17 protein-coding genes are annotated in these 21,941 nt (G+C 72.0%); 7 read left to right on the top strand and 10 right to left on the bottom strand.

Annotated features, from left to right (window positions below; genetic code table 11):
• Nucleotides 1-584: 584 nt before the first annotated feature.
• From tyrS to argC, 9 genes are all read right to left on the bottom strand, one after another.
• Nucleotides 585-1,853 carry a tyrosine--tRNA ligase gene (tyrS, locus tag IEY93_RS15540; RefSeq protein ID WP_203968613.1) on the bottom strand — a complete coding sequence of 423 codons (1,269 nt, stop codon included), beginning with the start codon at nucleotides 1,851-1,853 and terminating at the stop codon, nucleotides 585-587.
• A 123-nt stretch (nucleotides 1,854-1,976) separates the two neighbouring features.
• Complete coding sequence (locus IEY93_RS15545) at nucleotides 1,977-2,708, bottom strand: DNA-3-methyladenine glycosylase (RefSeq protein WP_229691164.1); 732 nt, start codon at nucleotides 2,706-2,708, stop codon at nucleotides 1,977-1,979.
• Complete coding sequence (gene argH, locus IEY93_RS15550) at nucleotides 2,690-4,114, bottom strand: argininosuccinate lyase (protein ID WP_189163898.1); 1,425 nt, start codon at nucleotides 4,112-4,114, stop codon at nucleotides 2,690-2,692. The genes IEY93_RS15545 and argH overlap by 19 nt, the downstream gene beginning before the upstream one ends.
• A gap of 195 nt (nucleotides 4,115-4,309) precedes the next feature.
• Nucleotides 4,310-4,828 carry an arginine repressor gene (locus IEY93_RS15555; RefSeq protein WP_189163778.1) on the bottom strand — a complete coding sequence of 173 codons (519 nt, stop codon included), beginning with the start codon at nucleotides 4,826-4,828 and terminating at the stop codon, nucleotides 4,310-4,312.
• Nucleotides 4,825-5,796 carry an ornithine carbamoyltransferase gene (argF, locus tag IEY93_RS15560; RefSeq protein WP_189163899.1) on the bottom strand — a complete coding sequence of 324 codons (972 nt, stop codon included), beginning with the start codon at nucleotides 5,794-5,796 and terminating at the stop codon, nucleotides 4,825-4,827. Before argF ends, IEY93_RS15555 begins: the two co-directional genes overlap by 4 nt.
• Before the next feature lie 8 nt (nucleotides 5,797-5,804).
• Nucleotides 5,805-7,028 (bottom strand): acetylornithine transaminase, encoded by a 1,224-nt coding sequence (locus tag IEY93_RS15565; RefSeq protein WP_372444502.1) that lies wholly within the window; start codon nucleotides 7,026-7,028, stop codon nucleotides 5,805-5,807.
• A 20-nt stretch (nucleotides 7,029-7,048) separates the two neighbouring features.
• Nucleotides 7,049-7,990 carry an acetylglutamate kinase gene (gene argB, locus IEY93_RS15570; protein ID WP_189163779.1) on the bottom strand — a complete coding sequence of 314 codons (942 nt, stop codon included), beginning with the start codon at nucleotides 7,988-7,990 and terminating at the stop codon, nucleotides 7,049-7,051.
• Nucleotides 7,987-9,138: a bifunctional glutamate N-acetyltransferase/amino-acid acetyltransferase ArgJ gene (gene argJ / locus IEY93_RS15575; protein WP_189163780.1), complete on the bottom strand. Its 1,152-nt coding sequence runs from the start codon at nucleotides 9,136-9,138 to the stop codon at nucleotides 7,987-7,989. The genes argB and argJ overlap by 4 nt, the downstream gene beginning before the upstream one ends.
• Before the next feature lie 52 nt (nucleotides 9,139-9,190).
• A complete protein-coding gene (argC, locus tag IEY93_RS15580; RefSeq protein ID WP_189163781.1) occupies nucleotides 9,191-10,222 on the bottom strand; it encodes an N-acetyl-gamma-glutamyl-phosphate reductase in 1,032 nt (343 codons plus the stop codon).
• A gap of 289 nt (nucleotides 10,223-10,511) precedes the next feature.
• Between argC and IEY93_RS15585 the strand changes: the two genes are divergently transcribed.
• The 5 genes from IEY93_RS15585 to IEY93_RS15605 all read left to right on the top strand — a co-directional run bounded on the left by IEY93_RS15585 (nucleotide 10,512) and on the right by IEY93_RS15605 (nucleotide 16,572).
• Complete coding sequence (locus IEY93_RS15585) at nucleotides 10,512-12,194, top strand: class I adenylate-forming enzyme family protein (protein ID WP_189163782.1); 1,683 nt, start codon at nucleotides 10,512-10,514, stop codon at nucleotides 12,192-12,194.
• Between the two features lie 150 nt (nucleotides 12,195-12,344).
• Entirely contained in the window at nucleotides 12,345-13,655 is a 1,311-nt protein-coding gene (locus IEY93_RS15590; protein WP_229691165.1) for an MFS transporter, read from the top strand.
• 177 nt (nucleotides 13,656-13,832) lie between these two features.
• Nucleotides 13,833-14,474 (top strand): GOLPH3/VPS74 family protein, encoded by a 642-nt coding sequence (locus tag IEY93_RS15595; protein WP_189163783.1) that lies wholly within the window; start codon nucleotides 13,833-13,835, stop codon nucleotides 14,472-14,474.
• 29 nt (nucleotides 14,475-14,503) lie between these two features.
• The gene (locus tag IEY93_RS15600; protein ID WP_189163784.1) at nucleotides 14,504-15,976 is read left to right on the top strand and encodes an APC family permease; all 1,473 of its coding nucleotides are present in this window, start codon (nucleotides 14,504-14,506) and stop codon (nucleotides 15,974-15,976) included.
• Nucleotides 15,973-16,572 (top strand): GNAT family N-acetyltransferase, encoded by a 600-nt coding sequence (locus IEY93_RS15605; RefSeq protein WP_189163785.1) that lies wholly within the window; start codon nucleotides 15,973-15,975, stop codon nucleotides 16,570-16,572. The genes IEY93_RS15600 and IEY93_RS15605 overlap by 4 nt, the downstream gene beginning before the upstream one ends.
• Nucleotides 16,573-16,768: 196 nt before the next feature.
• On the opposite strand, the gene IEY93_RS15610 is transcribed toward IEY93_RS15605, so the two are convergent.
• Nucleotides 16,769-17,512 (bottom strand): TetR/AcrR family transcriptional regulator, encoded by a 744-nt coding sequence (locus IEY93_RS15610; protein ID WP_189163786.1) that lies wholly within the window; start codon nucleotides 17,510-17,512, stop codon nucleotides 16,769-16,771.
• Between the two features lie 83 nt (nucleotides 17,513-17,595).
• Between IEY93_RS15610 and IEY93_RS15615 the strand changes: the two genes are divergently transcribed.
• Together IEY93_RS15615 and IEY93_RS15620 are read left to right on the top strand one after the other, a co-directional pair.
• Nucleotides 17,596-18,513 carry an NmrA family NAD(P)-binding protein gene (locus tag IEY93_RS15615; protein ID WP_189163787.1) on the top strand — a complete coding sequence of 306 codons (918 nt, stop codon included), beginning with the start codon at nucleotides 17,596-17,598 and terminating at the stop codon, nucleotides 18,511-18,513.
• Between the two features lie 174 nt (nucleotides 18,514-18,687).
• Nucleotides 18,688-21,879, top strand: a complete 3,192-nt coding sequence (locus IEY93_RS15620; RefSeq protein ID WP_189163788.1) for a penicillin acylase family protein — start codon at nucleotides 18,688-18,690, stop codon at nucleotides 21,877-21,879.
• Nucleotides 21,880-21,941 lie beyond the last annotated feature (62 nt).

A 21,941-nucleotide genomic window follows, 5' to 3' on the forward strand; every position in this document is an offset into this window, starting at 1 on the left:
AGAAACGGACGCGTACACCACCCGGAAACCGACCCTTTAAGAGGTCCGGCCCCGGCCGGGGCGTTCATTTCGTTGTGTTGTGAACTTTACCAGTTTCCGTCGATCTCCGTCAAATCGCTGTGATCTGCCGGTAAACCTCAAAAACCGCTGAAGTTCACTGCCCCGTTGCCAGAGCAACCCGAGTAACGTACTCGATCGTCCACGCGATGCCAAACCGAACCAGCAGAGGTTCGAGCCGATCTCGCGAGGGCGACACATCAAACCGGCCCCTCCGTCGTGAGACGGGGTTCCGTGAGTGTGTCGGTCGGATTGCCCGGGAGTCAGGCGCCTCTGCGGCAGCCCGCCGTTCCCTGGGGCGAGACAGAACATTAAGCGGCGTCGGGAGCTCCGTCAAATCGATTCCCCGGATCCACCACCAGCTCAGCCTGCGTAGTCAGAAAGTCTCACTCATCCGCTACAAGACTGTTACCCGAGAACGGCGACGGCCCCGGCACCCACGAGGTGTGCCGAGGCCGCATTCAAGATCACGTTATGTGCGCCGGCGCGCGGACCGCTCGAAGGCGGGCCGGCGCGGGACGACCGCCCTAACCGGCCGCCACCTCGACACCACCGACCGAGCGCTTCCCGCGGCGCAGCACCAGGAAGCGGCCGTGCAGCAGGTCGTCAGCGGTCGGGACGTACGCCTCGTCGGTGATGCGCACGTTGTTGAGGTAGGCACCGCCCTCCTTCACCGAGCGCCGGGCGGCCGACTTGCTCTCGGCCAGGCCGCTGTCGGCGAGCAGGTCCACGTACGAAGCGCCGAGCGCGGGCACGGTGGCATGGGGCACCTCGGCCAGCGCGGCGGCGAGGGTGCGTTCGGGCAGCTCCTCCAGTGACCCCTGGCCGAACAATGCCTTGGACGCCGCGATCACGGCGGCGCACTCGTCGGCTCCGTGCAGCAGTGTCGTGAACTCCTCCGCCAGCGCCCGCTGTGCCTCACGTGCCGCGGGGCGCTCGGATGCGCTCTTCTCCAGCGCCTCGATCTCGTCGCGCGACCGGAAGCTGAAGATCTTCAGGAACTTCACGACGTCCCGGTCGTCGGAGTTCAGCCAGAACTGGTAGAAGGCGTACGGCGAGGTCAGCTCGGCGTCGAGCCAGACCGCCCCACCGGCCGTCTTGCCGAACTTCGTGCCGTCGGCCTTGGTGATCAGCGGCACCGTCAGCGCGTGGACGTGAGCCCCCTCGACCCGCCGGATCAGGTCGCACCCGGCGGTGATGTTGCCCCACTGGTCACTGCCACCGATCTGCAGCGAGCAGCCGTGCCGGCGGTACAGCTCCAGGTAGTCGTTCGACTGGAGGATCTGGTAGCTGAACTCGGTGTAGCTCAGCCCCTCCCCCGCCAGCCGCGCCGAGACCGACTCGCGGGCGAGCATGCGGTTCACCGGGAAATGCTTGCCCACGTCGCGCAGGAAGTCGATCGCCGACAGCCCGGCCGTCCAGTCGAGGTTGCTGACCAGCGTGGCGCCCTCCGGGTCGGAGAAGTCGATGAACTTCTCCACCTGGACGCGGATGCGCCGCACCCACTCGGCGACCACCTCGGTGGAGTTGAGCGAGCGTTCCTCGCTCTTGCCGCTCGGGTCGCCGATGAGGCCGGTCGCCCCGCCGACCAGGCCGATGACGCGATGGCCGGCCCGCTGGATGCGGGTGAGCGTGAGCAGCGGGACGAGGTTGCCGACGTGCAAGGAGGGGGCTGTTGGGTCGAACCCGCAATAGACCGTGATCGGACCCTCGCTCATCGCCGTCCGCAGGGCGTCGATGTCGGTGGACTGCGCGATCAGGCCGCGCCACGCAAGGTCGTCGAGGATGTCGGTCACGATCCTGGCCTTCGTTGTCGTTGCCGGTTGGGATGAGAGTGCGGCTTTCGCCGTGCCTACAGCCTGCCCGATCATCGCACCACTCCGCCACTCGAAAGGCGCATGGGCCCCGCGCCGCGGATCTCAGGTGGGACGGGTGCGGGGCACGTGCTTGCGGTAGGGCGAGACGCTCGGGTCGCCGTCGATCCAGAACCGCCACGGGATGTCCGCGGCGGACGACACGCCGGTGCGCGGGCCGGAGCGGACCGACCCGGCGCCGGCGGGGTCGCCTTCCAGCACCAGCAGGCCCTCCGGCGCCGACTCCGAGCAGCAGTCGGCGCCGTTGTGCTCCCGGCCGATGCCAAGGGCCACGGCGAGCCGGGCGGGACCGCGGGCCAGGTCGCGCGCGGGAACCGCCCGGCCGGGCGCGGTGAGCGGCCCGGCCGTGCCGGGACGGTGGCGGCGGGTGCGGGCGGTCTCGACGCCGGAGATCACCTCGCCGGCGCGCAGGAGCACCCCTGAGCCCAGCCCTTCGGGCAGGCACACGAAGTTGGCGCAGTAGTGCATGCCGTAGGTGAAGTACACGTAGAGATGCCCGGGCGGGCCGAACATCACCGCGTTGCGCGGGGTGCGCCCGCGGTAGGTGTGCGAGGCCGGATCCTCTCCGGGCGGGCCGTACGCCTCGACCTCGGTGAGGCGTACGGCGACCGGGCCGTGGACGAGGACACGCCCGAGCAGCTCAGGCGCGACCTCGGGGGCGGGCCGGTCGAAGAACGCACGGTCCAGGACGCGCCCGCCGGCCTGCGCCGCCGGGCCCGCCACGGTGATCGGCCCGCCGCTGCCGGACTCCTGCCCGGCTACGATCCGCTCGCCCACGCCGCCTGGCCGTCGACGATCTCGCGGAGCGCCGTGATCTGGTCGCGGACGCGGTCGGGTGCGGTGCCGCCGTACGCCTTGCGCGCGGCGAGGGCCCCCTGGACGTTCAGCACCTCCAGCGGGCCGGGGACATCGCCACCGTCCTTCTCGCCGGCGGCGAAGTGCGGGGAGATCTTGGCGAGGTCCTCCTCGGTGAGCCGGTCGAGGGTGGTGTCGTTGACCTGGCACCACACCACCAGGTGACCGACGGCCTCGTGGGCGTCGCGGAAGGGCACTCCCTTGCGCACCAGCAGCTCGGCCAGGTCGGTGGCCAGGGCGAAGCCGTCGGGCGCGGAGGCCTCGAGACGCGCGGTGTTGACCCGCATGGTGGAGACCAGCCCCGAGACGGCCGGAAGCACCAGCAGCAGGGTGTCGACGGCGTCGAAGACCGGCTCCTTGTCCTCCTGCAGATCGCGGTTGTAGGTGAGCGGCAGTCCCTTGAGCGTGGTGAGCAGGGCCGTCAGGTCGCCGATCAGCCGGCCGGACTTGCCGCGGGCCAGCTCGGCGACGTCCGGGTTCTTCTTCTGCGGCATGATCGAGGAGCCGGTGGAGTAGGCGTCGTCCATCTCGATCCAGCGGAACTCCTGGGAGGCCCACAGGACGATCTCTTCACCCAGGCGCGAGAGGTGGACGCCGATGAGGGCCGCGCAGAACAGGAACTCGGCGGCGAAGTCGCGGTCGGCGACGGCGTCCATGGAGTTGGGCGCGGCCGAGTCGAAGCCGAGCTCCTGGGCGACGGCCTGCGGGTCGAGCGGCAGCGAGGACCCGGCGAGCGCGCCGGCGCCGAGCGGGGAGACGGCGGCGCGGCGGTCCCAGTCGCGCAGCCGGTCGACGTCCCGGGCGATGGCGTGGACGTGGGCGAGGAGCTGGTGGCCGAACGACACCGGCTGGGCGTGCTGCAGGTGGGTCATGCCGGGAGCGGCGGTGGCCGCGTGCTCCTCGGCCTGACCGATCAGCGCCGTCTCCAGCTCGACCAGCCGGGACACCAGGTACCGGACGTTGTCGCGCAGGTACAGGCGCAGGTCGGTGGCGACCTGGTCGTTGCGGCTGCGGCCGGCGCGCAGCTTGCCGCCGAGCGCGCCGAGGCGTTCGAGCAGGCCGCGCTCCAGCGCCGTGTGGACGTCCTCGTCGGCGACCGTCGGCCGGAACTCGCCCGACCGGCACGCCCCTTCGAGGTCGTCCAGTGCCGCGAGCATGCGCTCGAGCTCGCTCTCGCTCAGCAGCCCGGCGCGGTGGAGCACGCGGGCGTGCGCCCGCGACGCGAGCAGGTCGTAGGGCGCGAGCCGCCAGTCGAACTGCACGCTCACCGAGAGCCGTGTCAGCGCGTCCGCCGGACCGCCTTCGAACCTGCCGCCCCAGAGCCGCATGGGCTTGCCACCCTCAGCCACCGTTCTCCTCTTCCCGAGATCTCAACACGTCAATCCGCGACCCTAGCCGAATCGCCCGCCGCCGGCCGGGACGACCGTCCCGCGCCGTGACGATCTTCGAAAGGTATTCGAAGAGAGGTCGTCATTCCTGTTGTGCACGGCCCGGAGCTGTCCGGGCCGGCGCTTCGAGCGGCCTCACGCCGACTGGCCGCGTCGCTCGGTCAGCCTGAGCAGGGAATGCGCCAGCGCGGCGCCGCCCATCGGGTCCCGGCTGATCACGAGGATGGTGTCGTCGCCCGCGACCGTGCCGAGGATCGACTCCCAGTCGGCGTGGTCGAGGGCCGAGGCGAGGAACTGCGCGGCGCCGGGCGGGGTGCGCACGATCACCAGGTTCGCCGACGCGTCGGCGGAGACCAGCAGCTCTTCGGCCACCCGGCGCAGCCTGGCGGCCGGGGTCTCGGCGCCGGCCCCGGTGCGGGTCAGGGGGATGCGGGCGCCGCCCTCGCCGGGCAGCGCGTACACCAGGGTGCCGTCGTCGGCGCGCAGCTTGAGGGCGCCCAGCTCGTCCAGGTCGCGCGAGAGCGTCGCCTGGGTGACCTCCACCCCGCTCTCGGCCAGGAGCCTGGCGAGTTCGGGCTGGGAGCGCACCTTGTGCCGGTTGACCAGCTCGGCGATCTTGGAGAGGCGGCCCGCCTTGGTCAGCGGGACCGTCATCGGGTCACCAGCCAGTGGAGCAGTGCCTTCTGGGCGTGCAGGCGGTTCTCGGCCTCGTCCCAGACCGCGCTCCGCGGGCCGTCCAGCACCTCGGCGGTGACCTCCATGCCGCGATAGGCGGGCAGGCAGTGCAGCACGAAGGCGTCCGGGGCGGCCGAAGCGAGCAGCGCGGCGTTGATCTGGTACGGCGCGAGCGCGGCGACCCGCTCCTCTTTGCCGTCCTGTCCCATGGACACCCAGGTGTCGGTGGACAGGACGTGGGCGCCGGCCGCGGCCGCGGCGGGGTCGGTCAGCACGGTCACCGAGCCGCCGGTGCCGGCGGCGATGTCGGCGGCGCGGGCGAGGACGGCGGGGTCGGGGTGATAACCGGCCGGGGCGGCCACGCGCACGTGCATGCCGGCCGTGGCGCCGCCGAGCAGGTAGGAGTGGGCCATGTTGTTGGCGCCGTCCCCGAAGTAGGCGAAGGTCAGCCCGGCCAGCCGTCCGCACCGTTCACGCACGGTGAGCAGGTCGGCCAGCACCTGGCAGGGGTGGAACTCGTCGGTCAGCGCGTTGACGACCGGGACGGCGGACACCGACGCCATGGCCTCGATGCGTTCCTGCCCCGCTGTGCGCCACACGATCGCGGCGCACATGCGTTCGAGGACGCGGGTGGTGTCCTCGATGGGCTCGCCGCGGCCCATCTGCGAGCCGGCGGCGTCGATGACCAGGGGGTGACCGCCGAGTTCGGCGATGCCGACGGCGAAGGAGACCCGGGTGCGGGTGGAGTGCTTGTCGAACAGCACGGCGACGGTCCTCGGGCCCTCGAAGGGGCGGTGGCCGTGGCGGTCGCGCTTCATCGCCTCGGCGAGGTCGAGCACCTCGGCCTGCTCGGCGGGGGCGAGGTCGTCGTCGCGCAGGAAGTGCCGGACGGTGGTCGGGCCGGCTCCTGCCGCACCTGCCGACCCCCCGGTGCCCGCTGCCTGCATCACACCGCTCATGCGGCCACCTCCGACAGGATCGCCGGGAACGCGGCGAGGAAGGAGTCGATGTCGTCCAGGCCGATCACCAGGGGTGGGGCGAGGCGTACGGCGTCGGGCTGCACGGCGTTGACCAGGAACCCGGCCCGCTGGGCGGCGGCCTGGACGTCGGCGGCGCGGTCACCGGCGAGCACGGCGGCCAGCCACAGCCCCCGGCCGCGCACTCCGGCCAGCAGCGGGTGGTCCACGGCGGCGATGCCCTCGGCGAGCCGCCTGCCGGCTTCCCGGACGTGGCCGAGCAGTCCGTCACGTTCGATGGTGGTGAGCACCGCCAGCGCGGCGGCCGCCGCGACCGGGTTTCCGCCGAAGGTCGAGCCGTGGTCGCCCTTGGCGAAGAGCGTGGCCGCGTCGCCGATGCCGACGCAGGCTCCGATCGGCAGGCCGCCGCCGAGGCCCTTGGCCAGGGTGAGCACGTCGGGGAGGATGCCGTCGTTCTGGTGGGCGAACCAGTGGCCGGTGCGGCCGATGGCCGACTGGATCTCGTCCAGCACGAGCAGGGCGCCGGTGGCGTCGCAGATTTCGCGGGCGGCGGTGAAATAGCCGGCCGGCGGCGGCACGACTCCCGCCTCGCCCTGGGTGGGCTCCAGGAAGACGGCGGCGCAGTCGGGGGTGACGGCCTGCTTGAGCGCGTCGGCGTCACCGTAGGGGACGAAGCGGACGTCGAGCGGGAAGGGGCCGAACTGGTCGCGGATGGACGCCTTGCCGGTCAGCGACAGTGCGCCGAGGGTGCGGCCGTGGAAGCCGTTCTCAGCGGCGACGAAGTACGTGCGGCCGGTGGTCTTGGCGTGCTTGAGGGCGAGTTTGAGCGCCGCCTCGTTGGCCTCGGTGCCGGAGTTGGCGAGGAAGACCCGGGCCGGCGCCTTCAGCAGGCCGAGCAGGCGTTCGGCGAGCAGCACCTCGGGCTCGTTGATGAACAGGTTGGAGCTGTGGGCGAGCACGGCCGCCTGGTCGGAGACGGCGCGCACCAGAGCCGGGTGGCCGTGGCCGAGCGAGCTGACCGCGATGCCGGCGATCAGGTCGAGGTAGCGCCGGCCGTCGGCGTCCCAGACGTGGCACCCCTCGCCGCGCACCAGGACGGCGGGCGGGACGCCGTAGTTCGGCATGAAGGCCGCCTGGAACCGCTCGGTGAGCGAGGAGGCGCTCGCGCCGAGCAGGTCGCCTCCGGTGGTGGCGGCGGACACTGCGGCCCCGCTGACTTCGCTCACGACTCCTCCTCGGGCAGCACCATGGTCCCTATACCTTCATCGGTGAACATCTCCAGCAGCACCGCGTGCGGCACCCGGCCGTCCAGCACGTGTGCCTGCGGCACGCCGCCGGTGACGGCGGTCAGGCACGCCTCCATCTTGGGCGCCATGCCGCTGGACAGGGCGGGCAGCATCTCGGCGAGTTCGCCGGCGGTGAGCCGGCTGATCAGTTTGGTGGGGCCGCCGTCGCCGGAGGGCGGCCAGTCGGCGTACAGGCCCTCGACGTCGGTGAGGACGACGAGCTTGCCGGCGCCCAGCGCCACGGCGAGCGCCGCGGCGGCGGTGTCGGCGTTCACGTTGTAGATCTCGCCGTCCTCGCCGCGGGCGACGGAGGAGACCACCGGGATGCGGCCGTCGTCCAGCAGGGCCTGAACCGCGCCGGGCAGGACCTTGACGATCTCGCCGACCTGGCCGATGTCGACCCGCTCGCCGCCGACCTCGGCGTACTTGCGCTCGGCGGTGAACAGGTGGGCGTCCTCGCCGGACATGCCGACGGCGAACGGCCCGTGGCGGTTGATCAGCCCGACGACGTCCCGGTTGACCTGGCCGACGAGGACCATGCGGACGACCTGCATGGCCTCGGGCGTGGTGACCCGCAGCCCGGCCGTGAAGCCGGTCTCGATGCCGAGCCGGTCGAGATGGGCGTTGATCTGCGGGCCGCCGCCGTGGACGACCACCGGACGCAGTCCCGCGTGCAGCAGGAACACCATGTCGTCGGCGAAGCCGCGGCGCAGCTCCTCGTCGGTCATGGCGTTGCCGCCGTACTTGACCACGACGGTGCGGCCGCGGAAGCGCTCCAGCCAGGGCAGCGCCTCGATGAGGACGGCGGCCTTGGCGTGCGGGCCGACGAGGACCGGGCCGGTGGTGCCGGCCGCGGCGGCGGAGGGCAGCCCGGTCATGTCGAGTACGCCGAGTTCTCGTGGACGTACTCGGCGGTCAGGTCGGTGGTGTGCACGGTCGCGCTGTGCGGCCCGGCGGACAGGTCGATGGTGATGGTGACGTCACGCGGGCGCAGGTCCACCTTGGCGCGGTCGTCCCCGGCGGCGCCGCCCCGGCAGATCCAGATGCCGTTGATGGCCACGTTGAGCCGGTCGGGCTCGAAGACCGCGTCGGTGGTGCCGACGGCGGCGAGAACACGGCCCCAGTTGGGGTCCTCGCCGTGGATGGCGCACTTGAGCAGGTTGGACCGCGCCACCGCCCGTCCGACGGTCACCGCGTCGTCCTCGTGCGCGGCGCCCACGACCTCGATGGCGATGGCCTTGGTGGCGCCCTCGGCGTCGACCAGGAGCTGCCTGGCCAGGTCGGCGCACACCTCGGTGATCTTCTTCTCGAACTCGGCGGGGTCGGGGACGACGCCGGCGGCGCCGCTGGCCAGCAGCAGGACGGTGTCGTTGGTGGACATGCAGCCGTCGGTGTCCAGCCGGTCGAAGGTCACCGAGACGGCCTTGCGCAGCACGCGGTCGAGCTCGGCCGCGGGGACGTCGGCGTCGGTGGTGATGACGCTGAGCATCGTGGCCATGGCGGGGGCGAGCATGCCGGCGCCCTTGGCCATGCCGCCCGCCATGTAGCCCTCGCCGCGGCGGAAGGCGATCTTGGTGACGGTGTCGGTGGTACGGATCGCGTCGGCGGCGGCCAGCCCGCCGTCCCGGGAGAGCTGGGCGGCGGCGGAGTCGACGCCCAGCAGCAGCGCGTCCATGGGCAGCCGCTCACCGATCAGGCCGGTGGAGCACACGGCGATCTCACCGGCCGAGTCGCCGAGCACGCCGGCGACCTTCTCGGCGGTGGCATGGGTGTCCTGGAACCCGGCGGGGCCGGTGCAGGCGTTGGCGCCGCCGGAGTTCAGCACCACCGCCCTGACCCGTCCGCCGGTGAGCACCTGCTGGGTCCACAGGACGGGTGCGGCCTTGACGCGGTTGCGGGTGAAGACGCCGGCGGCGGCACGCGAGGGGCCGTCGTTGACGACCAGTGCCAGGTCGCGGGCGTCCTTGGACTTCAGGCCCGCGGCGACGCCTGCCGCGCGGAAGCCGAGGGGGGCGGTGACGCTCATGCCCGTCCCTCCGCCGGTGCCTGGTCGGAGTGGGTCGGGTGACTGCGCTGGCTCACGGGGCGACTCCATTGTGAGGAAGGCCGAGTTCTTCTGCCAGGCCGAGGGCGAGGTTGGCGCTTTGGATCGCGCCCCCCGCCGTGCCCTTGGTCAGGTTGTCGATGGCGATCACGGCGACCACGCGGCCGGCGCGCTCGTCGAGGGTCACCTGCAGTGCCGCGGTGTTGGCGCCGAGGGTCATGGCCGTGGCGGGCCAGGTGCCCTCGGGCAGCAGGCGCAGGAAGGGCTCGTCCTTCAGCGCGGCGGCGTAGGCCTCGCGCAGCGCCGCGGCGGTGAGGCCTGGCGTGGCGGGCGCGGTGCAGGTGGCGAGGATGCCGCGGCTCATCGGCGCGAGCAGCGGGGTGAAGGAGACCCGCACCGGCGCGCCGGCGACCTTGGCCAGGTTCTGTTCCATCTCGGGGATGTGGCGGTGGACGCCGCCGACGCCGTACGTGCCGACCGAGCCCATGACCTCGCTGCCGAGCAGATGGGGCTTGGGCGACCGGCCGGCGCCGGAGGTGCCGCTCGCGGCGACGACCACGACATCGGGCTCGGCGAGCCCGGCGGCGAAGGCGGGGAACATCGCGAGGGTGGCGGCGGTCGGATAGCACCCGGGGACGGCGATCCGCCGGGTGCCGCGCAGCACTTCGCGCTGGCCGGGCAGCTCGGGCAGCCCGTAGGGCCAGGTGCCGGCGTGTTCGCCGCCGTAGAAGCCGGCCCAGGCTGCGGGGTCCTCCAGCCGGAAGTCGGCGCCGCAGTCGACGATGAGCGGGTCCTCGCCGAGCTCGGCGAGCCGGGCGGCGACGGCGGCGGAGTGACCGTGCGGCAGGGCCAGGAAGACGATGTCGTGGCCGGCGAGCACCTCTGGTGTGGTGTCCAGCAGGACACGGCCGGCGAGGGCGGGCAGGTGGGGCTGGTGCTCGCCGAGCGTGCCGCCCGCACTGGAGCCGGCGGTCAGTGCGCCGATCTCGATGGCGGGGTGGGCCTGGAGCAGGCGCAGCAGCTCGCCTCCTGCGTAGCCACTGGCTCCCGCGACCGCCGCCTTCATCGATGCACCTCGCATAACCATGCACTCAACCTCATAAATCCTCGATGGAAAGAGTATGCACGCACCGGAATCATCATGCAAACGACCAGGGCCGAAGTCGAGCCCCACCCTCGTTCTGGTGCCTCCATCGGCCTGCGCCCTTCCATACACCCTCATCATGAGCCGCGCGGGCGGCGCCGGGCACGGCCCCCGGCCCGGGGCGGCCGGCGCACTCCTCTGTTATCCGTACCTACCGGTCGGTATCCTCACTATTCACCAGGCAGGCCCTCACCCCCGGGAGTATGCGCGTATGACTGTCAGTCCCGGCCGGATTCACCAGATACAGGCACAGCTCACCGGACCCGGCCAGCTCTTCGAAATGGAGGAGATCGAGGTGCGCGGGTCGACGGTCCGCACCTGGAAGCACGCCCCGGAGACCTTCCGCGCCCTGCTGGACAACAGCCGCCTGCACGGCGAGCAGATCTTCCTGGTCTACGAGGACGAGCGGATCAGCTACGAGGAGCACTACCGCCGTGCCGCCACCCTGGCGGTCCGGCTGGTCGAGGACTACGGCGTCGCCAAGGGGGACCGCGTCGCCATCGCCATGCGCAACTATCCCGAATGGGTCGTCGCGTTCTCGGCGGCCCTCGCGGCCGGGGCGATCGCCGTACCGCTGAACGCCTGGTGGACCGGCCCCGAGCTGGAGTACGGCCTGTCCGACTCGGGGGCCAAGGTGCTCATCGCCGACGGTGAGCGGGCCGAGCGGGCGCAGGGCGCCGGAGTGCCGATGATCGTCACCCGCGCCGCAGGCCCATTGCCGGCCGGGGCCCGCGCGTTCACCGATGTCCTCGGCGAGGTGCGCGCCGAGGTGACCCCGCCCCCGGTCGAGCAGGCTCCCGAGGATCCGGCCACGATCTTCTACACCTCGGGGACGACCGGCCGCCCCAAGGGCGCGCTCGGCACCCACCGCAACCTCGGCCAGTCGCCGATGAGCGTCGCCTACGCGCTGCTGCGCAGCGTCGCCCTGGCCGGCAAGGACCCGTCCACGGCCGCCGGGACCCGGCGGATCACCCTGCTCGCCGTGCCGCTGTTCCACGCCACCGGCTGCTTCGCGGTGATGGCGCCGACCATGTTCACCGGCGGCGGGCTGGTGCTGATGTACAAGTGGGACCCGGGGCAGGCGCTGCGGCTCATCGAGCGCGAGAAGGTCACCACCATGACCGGTGTGCCGACCAACGCCTGGCAGTTGCTCTCGCACCCGGACTTCGGCGACCACGACATCTCCAGCCTCGGCGGCATCAGCTACGGCGGCGCCCCCGCCCCGCCCAAGCTGCTGGAGCGCATCGGTGACCGGCTGCCCCGGCGCCAGGCGTCCAACGGATACGGGATGACCGAGACCACCGCCCTCGCCATCTACAACAGCGGGCCCACCTACCTGGCCAGGCCCGACAGCATCGGCCTGCCTCTGGCGGTGTGCGACGCACGCGTCCGCGACCCGCTGGGCGTAGAGGTGCCGGTGGGCCAGGTCGGCGAGCTGTGCCTGCGCGGGCCGAACGTGATCGCCGGGTACTGGAACCGGCCGGACTCGACCGCGGAGACCTTCATCGACGGCTGGCTGCACACCGGCGACCTCGCCAAGGTGGACGAGGACGGCTTCGTCTACATCGTGGACCGGGCCAAGGACATGGTGATCCGCGGCGGCGAGAACGTCTACTGCGCGGAGGTGGAGGCGGCGCTGTTCGAGCACCCCGCAGTGGACGACGCCGCCGTGATCGGCATCCCGGACGAGGAGTTGGGCGAACAGGTCGGCGCGGTCGTGCGGCTCAGGCCGGGCGCCTCGGCGGACGCGGAGGAGCTGCGGGGGTTCCTGGACGGCGTACTGGCCCCGTTCAAGATCCCGGTCCGCTTCTGGTTCCGCGAGACCGAACTGCCCCGCAACCCGGGCGGCAAGATCCTCAAGACCCATCTGCGCAAGGAGACCCTCGGCCTGTGAGCCCGGCGGCCGCCGGCCCGGAACAGGATGTGCCGTCCCCCCCGCCGCGTGGGCTTCGCGGCGAGCGGGTGGGCGAGCAGCCCGGGCGACCGTGGGCGCGGCGGAAAACCGGTTGCCGGAGGCCGGGACGGGCATTCACACTTGCCGCCTGTGCCGACCAGCCCATTGCCGTCCCTGAAGACCCTGCTGCTGCGCCTGCGCCTGGACATGAGCCCGCTGCGCGACTCGCGGGAGTTCCGGCTGCTGTTCTCCTCCAGCCTGATCACCATGCTCGGCAGCGTGCTGACCATGGTGGCCGTGCCCTACCAGATGAAGCAGCTCACCGGCTCCTACGTGGCGGTCGGCCTGGTCAGTCTGGCGGAGTTCGCGCCGATGGTGGTGTTCGGGCTGTGGGGCGGGGCGATCGCCGACGCGCTCGACCGGCGCAAGATCGTCGTGCTGTCCGAGCTCGGACTGTGCGCGGCCACCGCGCTGCTCCTGCTGAACGCCGTGCTGCTCCCGCCCGGAGCCCAGGTCCCGGGGCTGTACGTCCTGGCCGGGCTCGCGGCGGGCCTGTCCAGCCTGCGCGGGCCGAGCGAGCAGGCGATCATCAATCGCGTCCTCAAGCTGGACCAGATGGGCGCGGCCTTCGCGATCCAGGGCCTGGCGCGCAACGCCGGCATGATCATCGGCCCGGCCGCGGGCGGCCTCGTCGTCATCGCCTTCGGCCCGGCCACCGCCTACGGCATCGACGTCGCATCCTTCCTGCTCTCCCTGCTGCTGCTCCTGCGGGTGCGCCCGGTGCCCCGCCTGGGAGAACACACCCCGGCCTCGCTGCGCTCGCTGATCGAGGGAGTGCGGTACGCCACGCGGCGTCCCGACCTGATGGGCACCTACCTGGTGGACATCGCGGCCATGGCGTTCGCCTTCTCCAACGCGCTGTTCCCGTTCCTCGCCGACGAACTGCACGCCCCCGCGGCCCTCGGCGTGCTGTACGCCGCGGGTGGTGTCGGCTCGATGATCGCCTCGGCCACCTCGGGCTGGACCGCGCACATCCACCGGCACGGCAGGGCGGTGATCATCGCGGCCGCGGTGTGGGGCGCCGGGGTCGCCCTCGCCGCGGTCATGCCGAACATCTGGCTGATGGCCGCCCTGCTGGCCGTCGCCGGCGGCGCCGACATGATCAGCGGCGTGTTCCGCGGGATCATCTGGAACCAGACCATCCCCGACGAGTACCGCGGGCGGCTGGCCGGCATCGAGTTGCTGTCCTACTCCACCGGGCCGATGCTCGGTGACACCCGCGCCGGTCTGATGGCGGCCTATGGAGGCGCCCGCTTCTCCCTGGGTGCCGGAGGGCTGCTGTGCGTCGCCGCGGTCGCCGTGACGGCCGCCGTGCTTCCGCGCTTCCGCGCCTACGACGCGCGAACCGACGAGCACGCCCGGGCCGAGCGCGCCCGCCGCGAGCAGTCCGTCACCGCCTGACCGGGGCTTCGAGCCGGACAGGCGCCGTCGTTTTGTCCGGAACCAGCGATAAATGCACACCCTAAAAGGCGAACCTTCTGCAGAAATGTACTCTTTCGGGGATAGAAAACACCTCGTTCTCCGACAACGGCCTTCATCCCTGACGGATGGAAAGATTCACCTATATCATCGCCGTTCGTGGCTGAAGGCGATCTTTTGTGGCCCTCACTGGTCGATGATCTCTACTTTGTCCTGCACGACAGCGTGACGGGTCACGCGCGGCTGCACCCCCGCCTCACCAGCCTGGCGCTGGCGGGAGCCGCCCTGGCGGAGTTGACGCTCACCGAACAGGTGACCGTCGACCTCACCACGCCCCATGACCGCCTGTACGCGACCACCCAATACGCCACCGGCGATCCGCTCAGCCGAAGCCTGCTGGGCCACATCATCGCCGAGCCGCACCACCCGGTGGGCACGTGGCTTCTTTTCTTCGCCCGCACGATCTACGCCGACGTAAGGTCCCGGATGGTGGCCGGGAAACTGCTGAATCCGCCGGCACGGCACCTATTGAAACAGCAGCCCGCGGCCCCCGTGGACCCGAACAGGGCGGCGTGGCCGCTGTCCCGCCTCAACCTCACCGTCCAGCGAGGCGAGCCCCCGGCGATCGGGGACCGCGTCTTGTACGGGCTCCTGGCGGCCACCGGATGCGCCCAGCGGGTCATGTGGGAGCACGATCCCGCGTTCATGACCGCCATGACGGCCGCCCTCCCCGTACCGCTGCGGCGGCTCCTCGCCCAGACCAAGATCGCCGTCGGCCAAGCGGTCATCAGCCGCCGGTGAACCGCTTCCCCCCATCCCACGGAGTCCAGATGTCCCTGACAGAGCAACGGCCCGGAGCCGTCACCGCCGCACTGGCCAAGGATCGGCTCGGCATCCCGTCGATCGTCTTCTTCGTCGTCTCCGCGGCGGCGCCTTTGATGGTCGTCGCGGGTTCGGTCCCGACGGCGTACGCGGTGACGGGCGTCATCGGCGTGCCGTTCGCGTTCCTCATGCTGGGAGCGGTGTTCGCGCTCTTCGCCGTCGGTTACGTGACGATGGCCCGGCATGTGGTCAACGCGGGCGCCTTCTACGCCTACGCCGCCCAAGGACTCGGCCGGACGATGGGCGCGGCGGCGGCGTGGGTGGCGCTGCTGACCTACAACGCGCTGCAACTGGGCCTCTACGGCATCATCGGATCGGCGACCGAGCCGCTGCTCCTCGACTGGTTCGGCGCCTCGCCCCCATGGTGGATCATCGCGCTGGCGGCCTGGGCGCTGACCGGCGTGCTCGGCCTGCTGCGGGTGGACCTCAACGGCAGGATCCTGGCCATCCTGCTGGTGAGCGAGATCGCCATCGTTCTGCTGTTCGACATCGGCGACCTGGCACATGCCGCCCCGGGCGGCATCGACGTCACGGGGTTCACTCCCGGCTCGCTGTTCGTGCCCGGCGTCGGCGCCGCGCTCGCCACCGTCGTCGCGGGGTTCGCGGGGGTCGAGTCCTCGGTGGTCTTCGCCGAGGAGTCCAAGGACCGCCACAGGACGGTGCCGATCGCGACCTACGCGGGCATCGCGATCATCGCGCTCCTGTACTCGTTCTCCGCCTGGGCGCAGACCGTGCCGACCGGGCCGGACGGGATCGTCAAGGCGGCGACCGAGCAGGGACCGGTGCTCATCTTCAACCAGGCGGGCGCCCACCTGGGTTCGGCCGTCGCCACCATCGGCTCGGTCCTGTTCGTGACCAGCAGCATCGCCTGCATGATCGCCTTCCACAACACCACGGCCCGCTACATCTTCGCCCTGGGCCGCGAGAACGTGCTCCCCGCGGTGTTCGGGCGCACCTCCGCCCGCACCGCCGCGCCGATCGCCGGATCGGTGCTGCAGACCGCGCTCGGGCTGATCGTCATCACCGTCTACGCGATCTCCGGCCTCGATCCGGTCACGAAGCTGTTCTTCACGTTCGGCGCCTTCGGCGGCCTCGGGCTGCTGACCCTGCTCACCCTCACCTCGATCGCGGTGATCGCCTTCTTCGCCCGCGCCCCACGCGGGGAGACGGCATGGCGGACGCGCTTCGCCCCGGCCCTGTCGGCCCTCGCGCTGGGCGTGATCATCGGGCTCATGCTGATCAACTTCGACACGGTGCTCGGGGTCGCCCCCGACTCGGTCATCCGCTGGGTCCTGCCCGGCATCTTCGTCCTCGCGATCGTCCTCGGGGTGGCGTGGGCCCGGGTGCTGAAGGCGACCAGGCCCGAGGTGTACGCCAACATCGGCCTCGGCCCCCAAGCGCTCGACGGAGACACCAGGTGAGCCCCGAGATCGTCCGGATGACGGACGCCGCCCCGGTCGGCGAGCTCATCGCCGAGACGTTCAGCCCCGACTCGATCACACGCTGGCTCGTCCCGCCGGTACAGGACCGCCTGCCGATCCAGCGGTGGTTCTTCACCCTGCACGTCGCGCACGCGCTCGGCCACGGCGATGTGTACGGGATCCGGGAGTCGGGAGAGCTCGCCGGAGTCGCGGTGTGGTTCACCGCGCCGTTCCCCGAGATCGCCGGCTTGGACGAGCAGATCGCCTCCATCGCCGGGGAACACGCCGAGCGCTACCGGATCCTGGGGCAGCGGATGGACGAGATCCATCCGCACGAGCCGCACGGCTACCTGGCCTTCATCGCCATGGCGCAGGGCAGGACCGGCCGCGGCCTCGGCAGCCTGCTGCTGGAAGAGCACCACCGGCGGCTCGACGCGCAGGGGATGCCCGCCTATCTGGAGGCCAGCAGCGAGGACAGCCGCCGGCTCTATCTGCGTCACGGCTATGTGGACATGCCGGAACCGCTCAAGCTGCCGGGCGGCCCGGTCATGTACCCGATGTGGCGCGCCCCGCGCCCTTCAGCGGCACGCGGATGACGGGTCCGTCCGCGGCCCCGGGCATGCCGGACGGTGTCCGGGACAAGGCCCGTGCGGATGCCGGGGCCGCGGACGGTGGACGCACCGGGCCGGTGTGACGGACGGGCGGCGTCGCGCCCGCGCCCGCTCCCTGAAGGACAGCGGCCCGCGGGCGCCCCTCGCCCGGGCATGCCCACCTGCGGAGCGAGTGGCGTCGCTAACCGGCCAGGCTGCGCCGGTGAGCGCGCTGGCGGCAGGTCGGACCGCAGAAGCGGGGCGGCCTCCCGGTGGCCCGTACCGGCAGCGGCGCGCCGCATTCCCCGCAGCGCCGGGGAGCGGCGGTTTCGTGACCCGGCAGCGCGGGTGCGTCACGTAACGAGGCGGGTTTCGTGACAGGCCGGGCACGCAACCCGTCAAGCAGCAGCCGCACCAACCGGGCACCCCGGGCCGGGTCCCGGTGGGCCGAACGCAGCGCGACACCGCCGACGGCGATCGCCGACAGATCGTCCACCCGTACGTCGGCGCGTATCGCCCCGGCCTGTTTCGCATCGTGCATCAATCGCTCCAGGGCCTGGTGGAAGCGCTGGACGGCGGGGGTCAGCACGGCACGCGGCCAGCTCCGGTCGTCCGTGAGCGCATCGCACACGTGCTGGCGGTCCGCCGACTTCTCGATCACTTCGAGCAGGAAGCCGAACAGCGCCTCACCGGGAGCGGCGCGGGCGCTCCAGCGACGGGCGGCGGCCACCAGGACCTCGAGGTGCTCGGCGAGCACCGCCTCGACCAGGATGTCCTTGCTCGGGAAGTGCCGGTAGACGGTCCCGGCGCCGACCCCGGCGCGCTGAGCGATGCGGCCGAGAGACGCCTGCAGCCCTTCTTCGGCGATCACCCGCATCGCGGTGCGCAGCACGAGATCCCGATTGCGGCGGGCGTCGGCGCGCCCGGCGACCGGCGCTGCTGTCATGTCACGAAATCCTTGTCTGCGGCGGCGAAGCGGGTGGAGTATTCCGGACCGCAGCAGTATCCCGCACATCTCCGGAGGGCACCATGACCACTGCGGCACCAGCCGGCATCGACGCTCCGATCCTCGTCACCGGCGCCACCGGCAAGCAGGGCGGCGCCACCGCCCGGTTACTGCTCGCCCGGGGCCGGCGGGTACGGGCGCTGGTGCGCGACCTCACCGCGCCGGCCGCCGTGGCACTGGCCACCGCGGGCGCCCAGCTCGTGCGCGGCGACTTCGACGATCCGGCGAGCCTGCCGCCCGCGCTCGACGGTGCCGCCGCCGTGTTCGGCGTCCCGCCGGTGGCCTACGGCCCGGCCGGATCGGGAACGGAACTGGAGGTGGCCCGCGGCCGGGCGCTGATCGACGCCGCGGCCAGGGCGGGAATCGAGCAGGTCGTGTTCAGCACCGTCGCCTCCGCATCGGACACATCACCGATGACGGAGGGCAAGGCGCTGATCGAGGAGTACCTGCGCGACCACATCGCGCTGCCCACCGTGCTGCGCCCGGTCCGGTTCATGACGAACTATCTCGCCACCGGGGTCGCCGGCCTCGACGGCATCTCCCGCGACGGCGTGCACCGGCACCTCTTCGCGCCGCACCGGCCCATGCAGGTCATCGCGCTGGAGGACATCGCCGAGTTCGCGGCGCTCGCGTTCGCCGATCCGGCCCGGTTCGCGGGACGCACCCTGGAACTGGCCGGCGACGAGCCGACCCCCGTGCAGGCCGCCGCCGCGATCGCCGCGGCCACCGGCATCCCGATCCGGTACGAGCAGCTCACCGACGACGAGACCGCCCGGCTCGGCCCGGAGATCGCGGAGGTCAAGAAGCGCTGGCAGGCCGGTCATCGCTGGCAGGCCGACATCGAGGCACTGCGCGTCATCCATCCCGGTATGCGTACGCTCGCCGACTGGCTCGCCGAATCGGGCGCCGCCGCCATCCGCGCCCTCCTCACCGCTGCCTGAGCCGCCCCGACCAGCGTGAGGACGGCTTCCTCGGCCCGTCTCATCTCGTGCCGTCCTCACCCGAGCGCCCGGCGACCGGACCGATCCGTCACATCGGCCATTGCCGGGCTGTGGGCGCGAGCGTATGTTCCTCCCAAGATTCGAGTACACCTCATGTTCTGGGGGTTCTCTCAGATGCACGCACGCCTCCGGCGGACGATCACGGCGGCCTCCGCGCTGGTGATCCTCACGCTGGCATCCCCCGTCGTGCCCGCACCCGCCTCGGCGGCCGTCTACACCGCCGACGACTACTGCATCGGCCAGTGCGCGGACGTGCTGCCGCCCGGCCAGAACGGCAACGCGACCCTGGTCGAGATCCTCGCCAACCAGTCGCTCGGCACGATGCCGCGGCACTCGGGCGACCAGCTCGGCAAGTACGCCGGCCTCATCTCCGGGTACACCGGGCTCACCGGGGACCAGATCTCCGCGTTCTTCAACGACGCCTCCTTCGGCGTGCCGGCCGGGCAGGTGGAGAGCACGACCAGTCCCCGCTCGGACGTCACCATCGTCCGCGACAAGACCACCGGTGTCCCGCACATCACCGGCACCACCCGCGAGGGCACCATGTTCGGCGCCGGTTACGCGGGCGCCCAGGACCGCCTGTGGCTCATGGACCTCATGCGGCACGTCGGGCGCGGCGAGCTGACGCCCTTCGCCGGCGGCGCGCCCGGCAACCGCGACCTGGAGCAGAGCGTCTGGCGCAACTCCCCCTACACCGAGGCCGACCTGCAGGCGCAGATCACCCGGCTCAGGGACTCCGGTCCGCGCGGCGCCCAGCTCTACTCCGACGTGCAGAACTACGTCGGCGGCATCAACGCCTATATCGACCACTGCATGGCGGGCCGCAACTGCCCCGGCGAGTACGTGCTCACCGGGCACCTGGACGCGATCACCAACGCGGGCGGCCCCCAGGACTTCACGGTCACCGACGTGATCGCCGTCTCCGGCGTGATCGGCGGGCTGTTCGGCGGGGGCGGCGGCGCGGAGATGCAGTCGGCGCTGGTGCGTGTGGCGGCCCGCGCCAAGTACGGCACGGCGGCCGGCGACCAGGTGTGGGCGGCGTTCCGGGCGCAGAACGACCCCGAGACCACCCTCACCCTGCACAACGGGCAGAGCTTCCCGTTCGGCGCCGCCCCTGGCGCGACCGGGGTGGTCCTGCCGGACTCCGGCGCCACGGCTCCGGTGGACATCACCCAGAACGAGACCGGCTCGGCCACCACGTCGATCTCGCCCGCCAAGGGGGTGCTGGACGGCCTGACCGTCGACAACTCCAAGCCCGGCATGTCCAACGCCGTGGTGATCTCGGCCGCCGAGTCGGCGAGCGGGCACCCCATCGCGGTGTTCGGCCCGCAGACCGGCTACTTCGCCCCGCAGCTGCTCATGCTCCAGGAACTGTCCGGGCCGGGCATCCGCGCACGCGGCGTGGCCTTCGCCGGGCTCAACATGTACGTGCTGCTCGGCAGGGGCACCGACTACGCCTGGAGCGCGACCTCGGCCGGCGAGGACATCACCGACACCTACGCGCTGAAGCTGTGCGACCCTGCCGGCGGCCCGGTGACGACGTCGTCCGGCCACTACCTGTACCACGGGGTCTGCACGGCGATGGAGACGCTGCGCAAGACCAACTCCTGGAAGCCCACCGTGGCCGACGGGACCGCCGCGGGCTCCTACGACCTGGTGATCCAGCGCACCAAGTACGGCCTGGTCACCTGGCGCGGCACGGTAGGCGGCGAGCCGACGGCCTTCACCACGCTGCGCTCGACCTACCAGCACGAGGCCGACTCGGCGATCGGCTTCCAGATGTTCAACGAGCCCGCCCAGATGGGGGACGCCGCCGCATTCTCGGCCGCCGCCGCGCAGATCGGGTTCGCGTTCAACTGGTTCTACGTCAACTCCGCCCAGGCCGCCTACTACATGTCGGGCGCCGTCCCGGCCAGGTCCCCGGCCTCCGACCCCAACCTGCCGATGACCGCCGACGCGGCGCACGAGTGGGCGGGCTTCGACCCCGCGACGAACACCGCGACCTACCTGCCGGCCTCGGCCCATCCGCAGACCGCGAACCAGGACTACCTGGTGAGCTGGAACAACAAGCAGGCCGGGGACTTCGGCGCGGCCGACGGGAACTTCAGCTTCGGGCCGGTGCACCGGGTGGACCTGCTGGACCGGCCGGTGCAGGCGGCGCTGGCCGGGGCGGGCAAGCTCGACCGCGCCGGCACCGTGAAGATCATGGCGGAGGCGGCGGTCACCGACCTGCGGGGCAAGGAGGTGCTGCCCGACCTGCTGCGAGTGATCAACACCGCGACGGTCGCGGACCCGGCACTGGCCTCGGCGGTGGCCGAGCTGTCGGCGTGGGCGGCGAGCGGCGCCAGGCGGGTCGAGGCCACCCCGGGCGGCAGGGCGTACGCGCACGCCGACGCCGTCCGTGCCTTCGACGCCTGGTGGCCCCGACTGGTCAGGGCGCAGTTCCGGCCGGGCCTCGGCGACGGGCTCTACCAGGCGCTGGTCAACGCGCTGCAGATCAACGAGTCGCCCTCCGGCCGCCAGCAGGGCGACCTGTCGTCCCTGCCCACCTCGGCGAACGAGGCGCAGGCGCACAAGGGCTCGGCGTTCCAGTACGGCTGGTGGGGTCAGGTGAGCAAGGACATCAGGTCGGTGCTCGGCGACGCGGTCTCCGGGCCGCTGCCGGTCCGGTTCTGCGGCGACGGCACGGTGGCCGGGTGCCGCGCGGTCCTGCTGGAGAGCCTGTCGGCGGCGCTGGCCGAGCCGGCGACCACGACCTACCCGGGCGACGACGCGTGCGCGGCGGGCGACCAATGGTGCGCCGACTCCATCCGCCACTCCCCGCTCGGCGGGATCAAGCAGCAGCTGATCTCCTGGCAGAACCGGCCGACCTACCAGCAGGTGGTGGAGTTCCCCGCCCACCGCGGCGACCCGGTCGCCAATCTGGCCGCCGGCGGCGCCGCGAGCGCCTCCAGCAGCCAGCTGCTCCCGCCGTACCCGGCGAGCAGGGCGGTGGACGGCGACCCCACCAGCCGGTGGGCCAGCGCCTCCGGCGACGACCAGTGGCTGCGGGTGGACCTCGGCTCGGTCAAGACGGTGGCCCGGGTGGTGCTGCGCTGGGAGGCGGCCTACGGGGCCGCCTACCGGATCCAGACCTCCTCCGACGGGTCCTCCTGGACGACGGTGTTCTCCACCACCTCCGGCGACGGCGGGGTGGACAACGTGACCTTCCCCGCGACCGGCGCGCGGTACGTGCGGATGCAGGGCGTCACCCGGGGCACCTCCTACGGGTACTCGCTGTACGAGATGGAGGTCTACGCCCGCTGACCGGCCGGACCGGTCGCGGGCGGTGACGGCGATCACGTGGCCCGCGACCACCGCCGGAGCGC

Origin of the sequence: Sphaerisporangium melleum (genome assembly GCF_014646695.1) — a bacterium.
Lineage (GTDB): Bacteria > Actinomycetota > Actinomycetes > Streptosporangiales > Streptosporangiaceae > Sphaerisporangium > Sphaerisporangium melleum.

Excerpts from the sequence above, each read along its gene's own strand:
- argH (WP_189163898.1), bottom strand. The coding sequence starts at position 4,114 with ATGCGGCTCTGGGGCGGCAGGTTCGAAGGCGGTCCGGCGGACGCGCTG.
- IEY93_RS15555 (WP_189163778.1), bottom strand. The coding sequence starts at position 4,828 with ATGACGGTCCCGCTGACCAAGGCGGGCCGCCTCTCCAAGATCGCCGAG.
- argF (WP_189163899.1), bottom strand. The coding sequence starts at position 5,796 with ATGCAGGCAGCGGGCACCGGGGGGTCGGCAGGTGCGGCAGGAGCCGGC.
- argB (WP_189163779.1), bottom strand. The coding sequence starts at position 7,990 with ATGACCGGGCTGCCCTCCGCCGCCGCGGCCGGCACCACCGGCCCGGTC.
- argJ (WP_189163780.1), bottom strand. The coding sequence starts at position 9,138 with ATGAGCGTCACCGCCCCCCTCGGCTTCCGCGCGGCAGGCGTCGCCGCG.
- argC (WP_189163781.1), bottom strand. The coding sequence starts at position 10,222 with ATGAAGGCGGCGGTCGCGGGAGCCAGTGGCTACGCAGGAGGCGAGCTG.
- IEY93_RS15585 (WP_189163782.1), top strand. The coding sequence starts at position 10,512 with ATGACTGTCAGTCCCGGCCGGATTCACCAGATACAGGCACAGCTCACC.
- IEY93_RS15600 (WP_189163784.1), top strand. The coding sequence starts at position 14,504 with ATGTCCCTGACAGAGCAACGGCCCGGAGCCGTCACCGCCGCACTGGCC.
- IEY93_RS15610 (WP_189163786.1), bottom strand. The coding sequence starts at position 17,512 with ATGACAGCAGCGCCGGTCGCCGGGCGCGCCGACGCCCGCCGCAATCGG.
- IEY93_RS15615 (WP_189163787.1), top strand. The coding sequence starts at position 17,596 with ATGACCACTGCGGCACCAGCCGGCATCGACGCTCCGATCCTCGTCACC.
- IEY93_RS15620 (WP_189163788.1), top strand. The coding sequence starts at position 18,688 with ATGCACGCACGCCTCCGGCGGACGATCACGGCGGCCTCCGCGCTGGTG.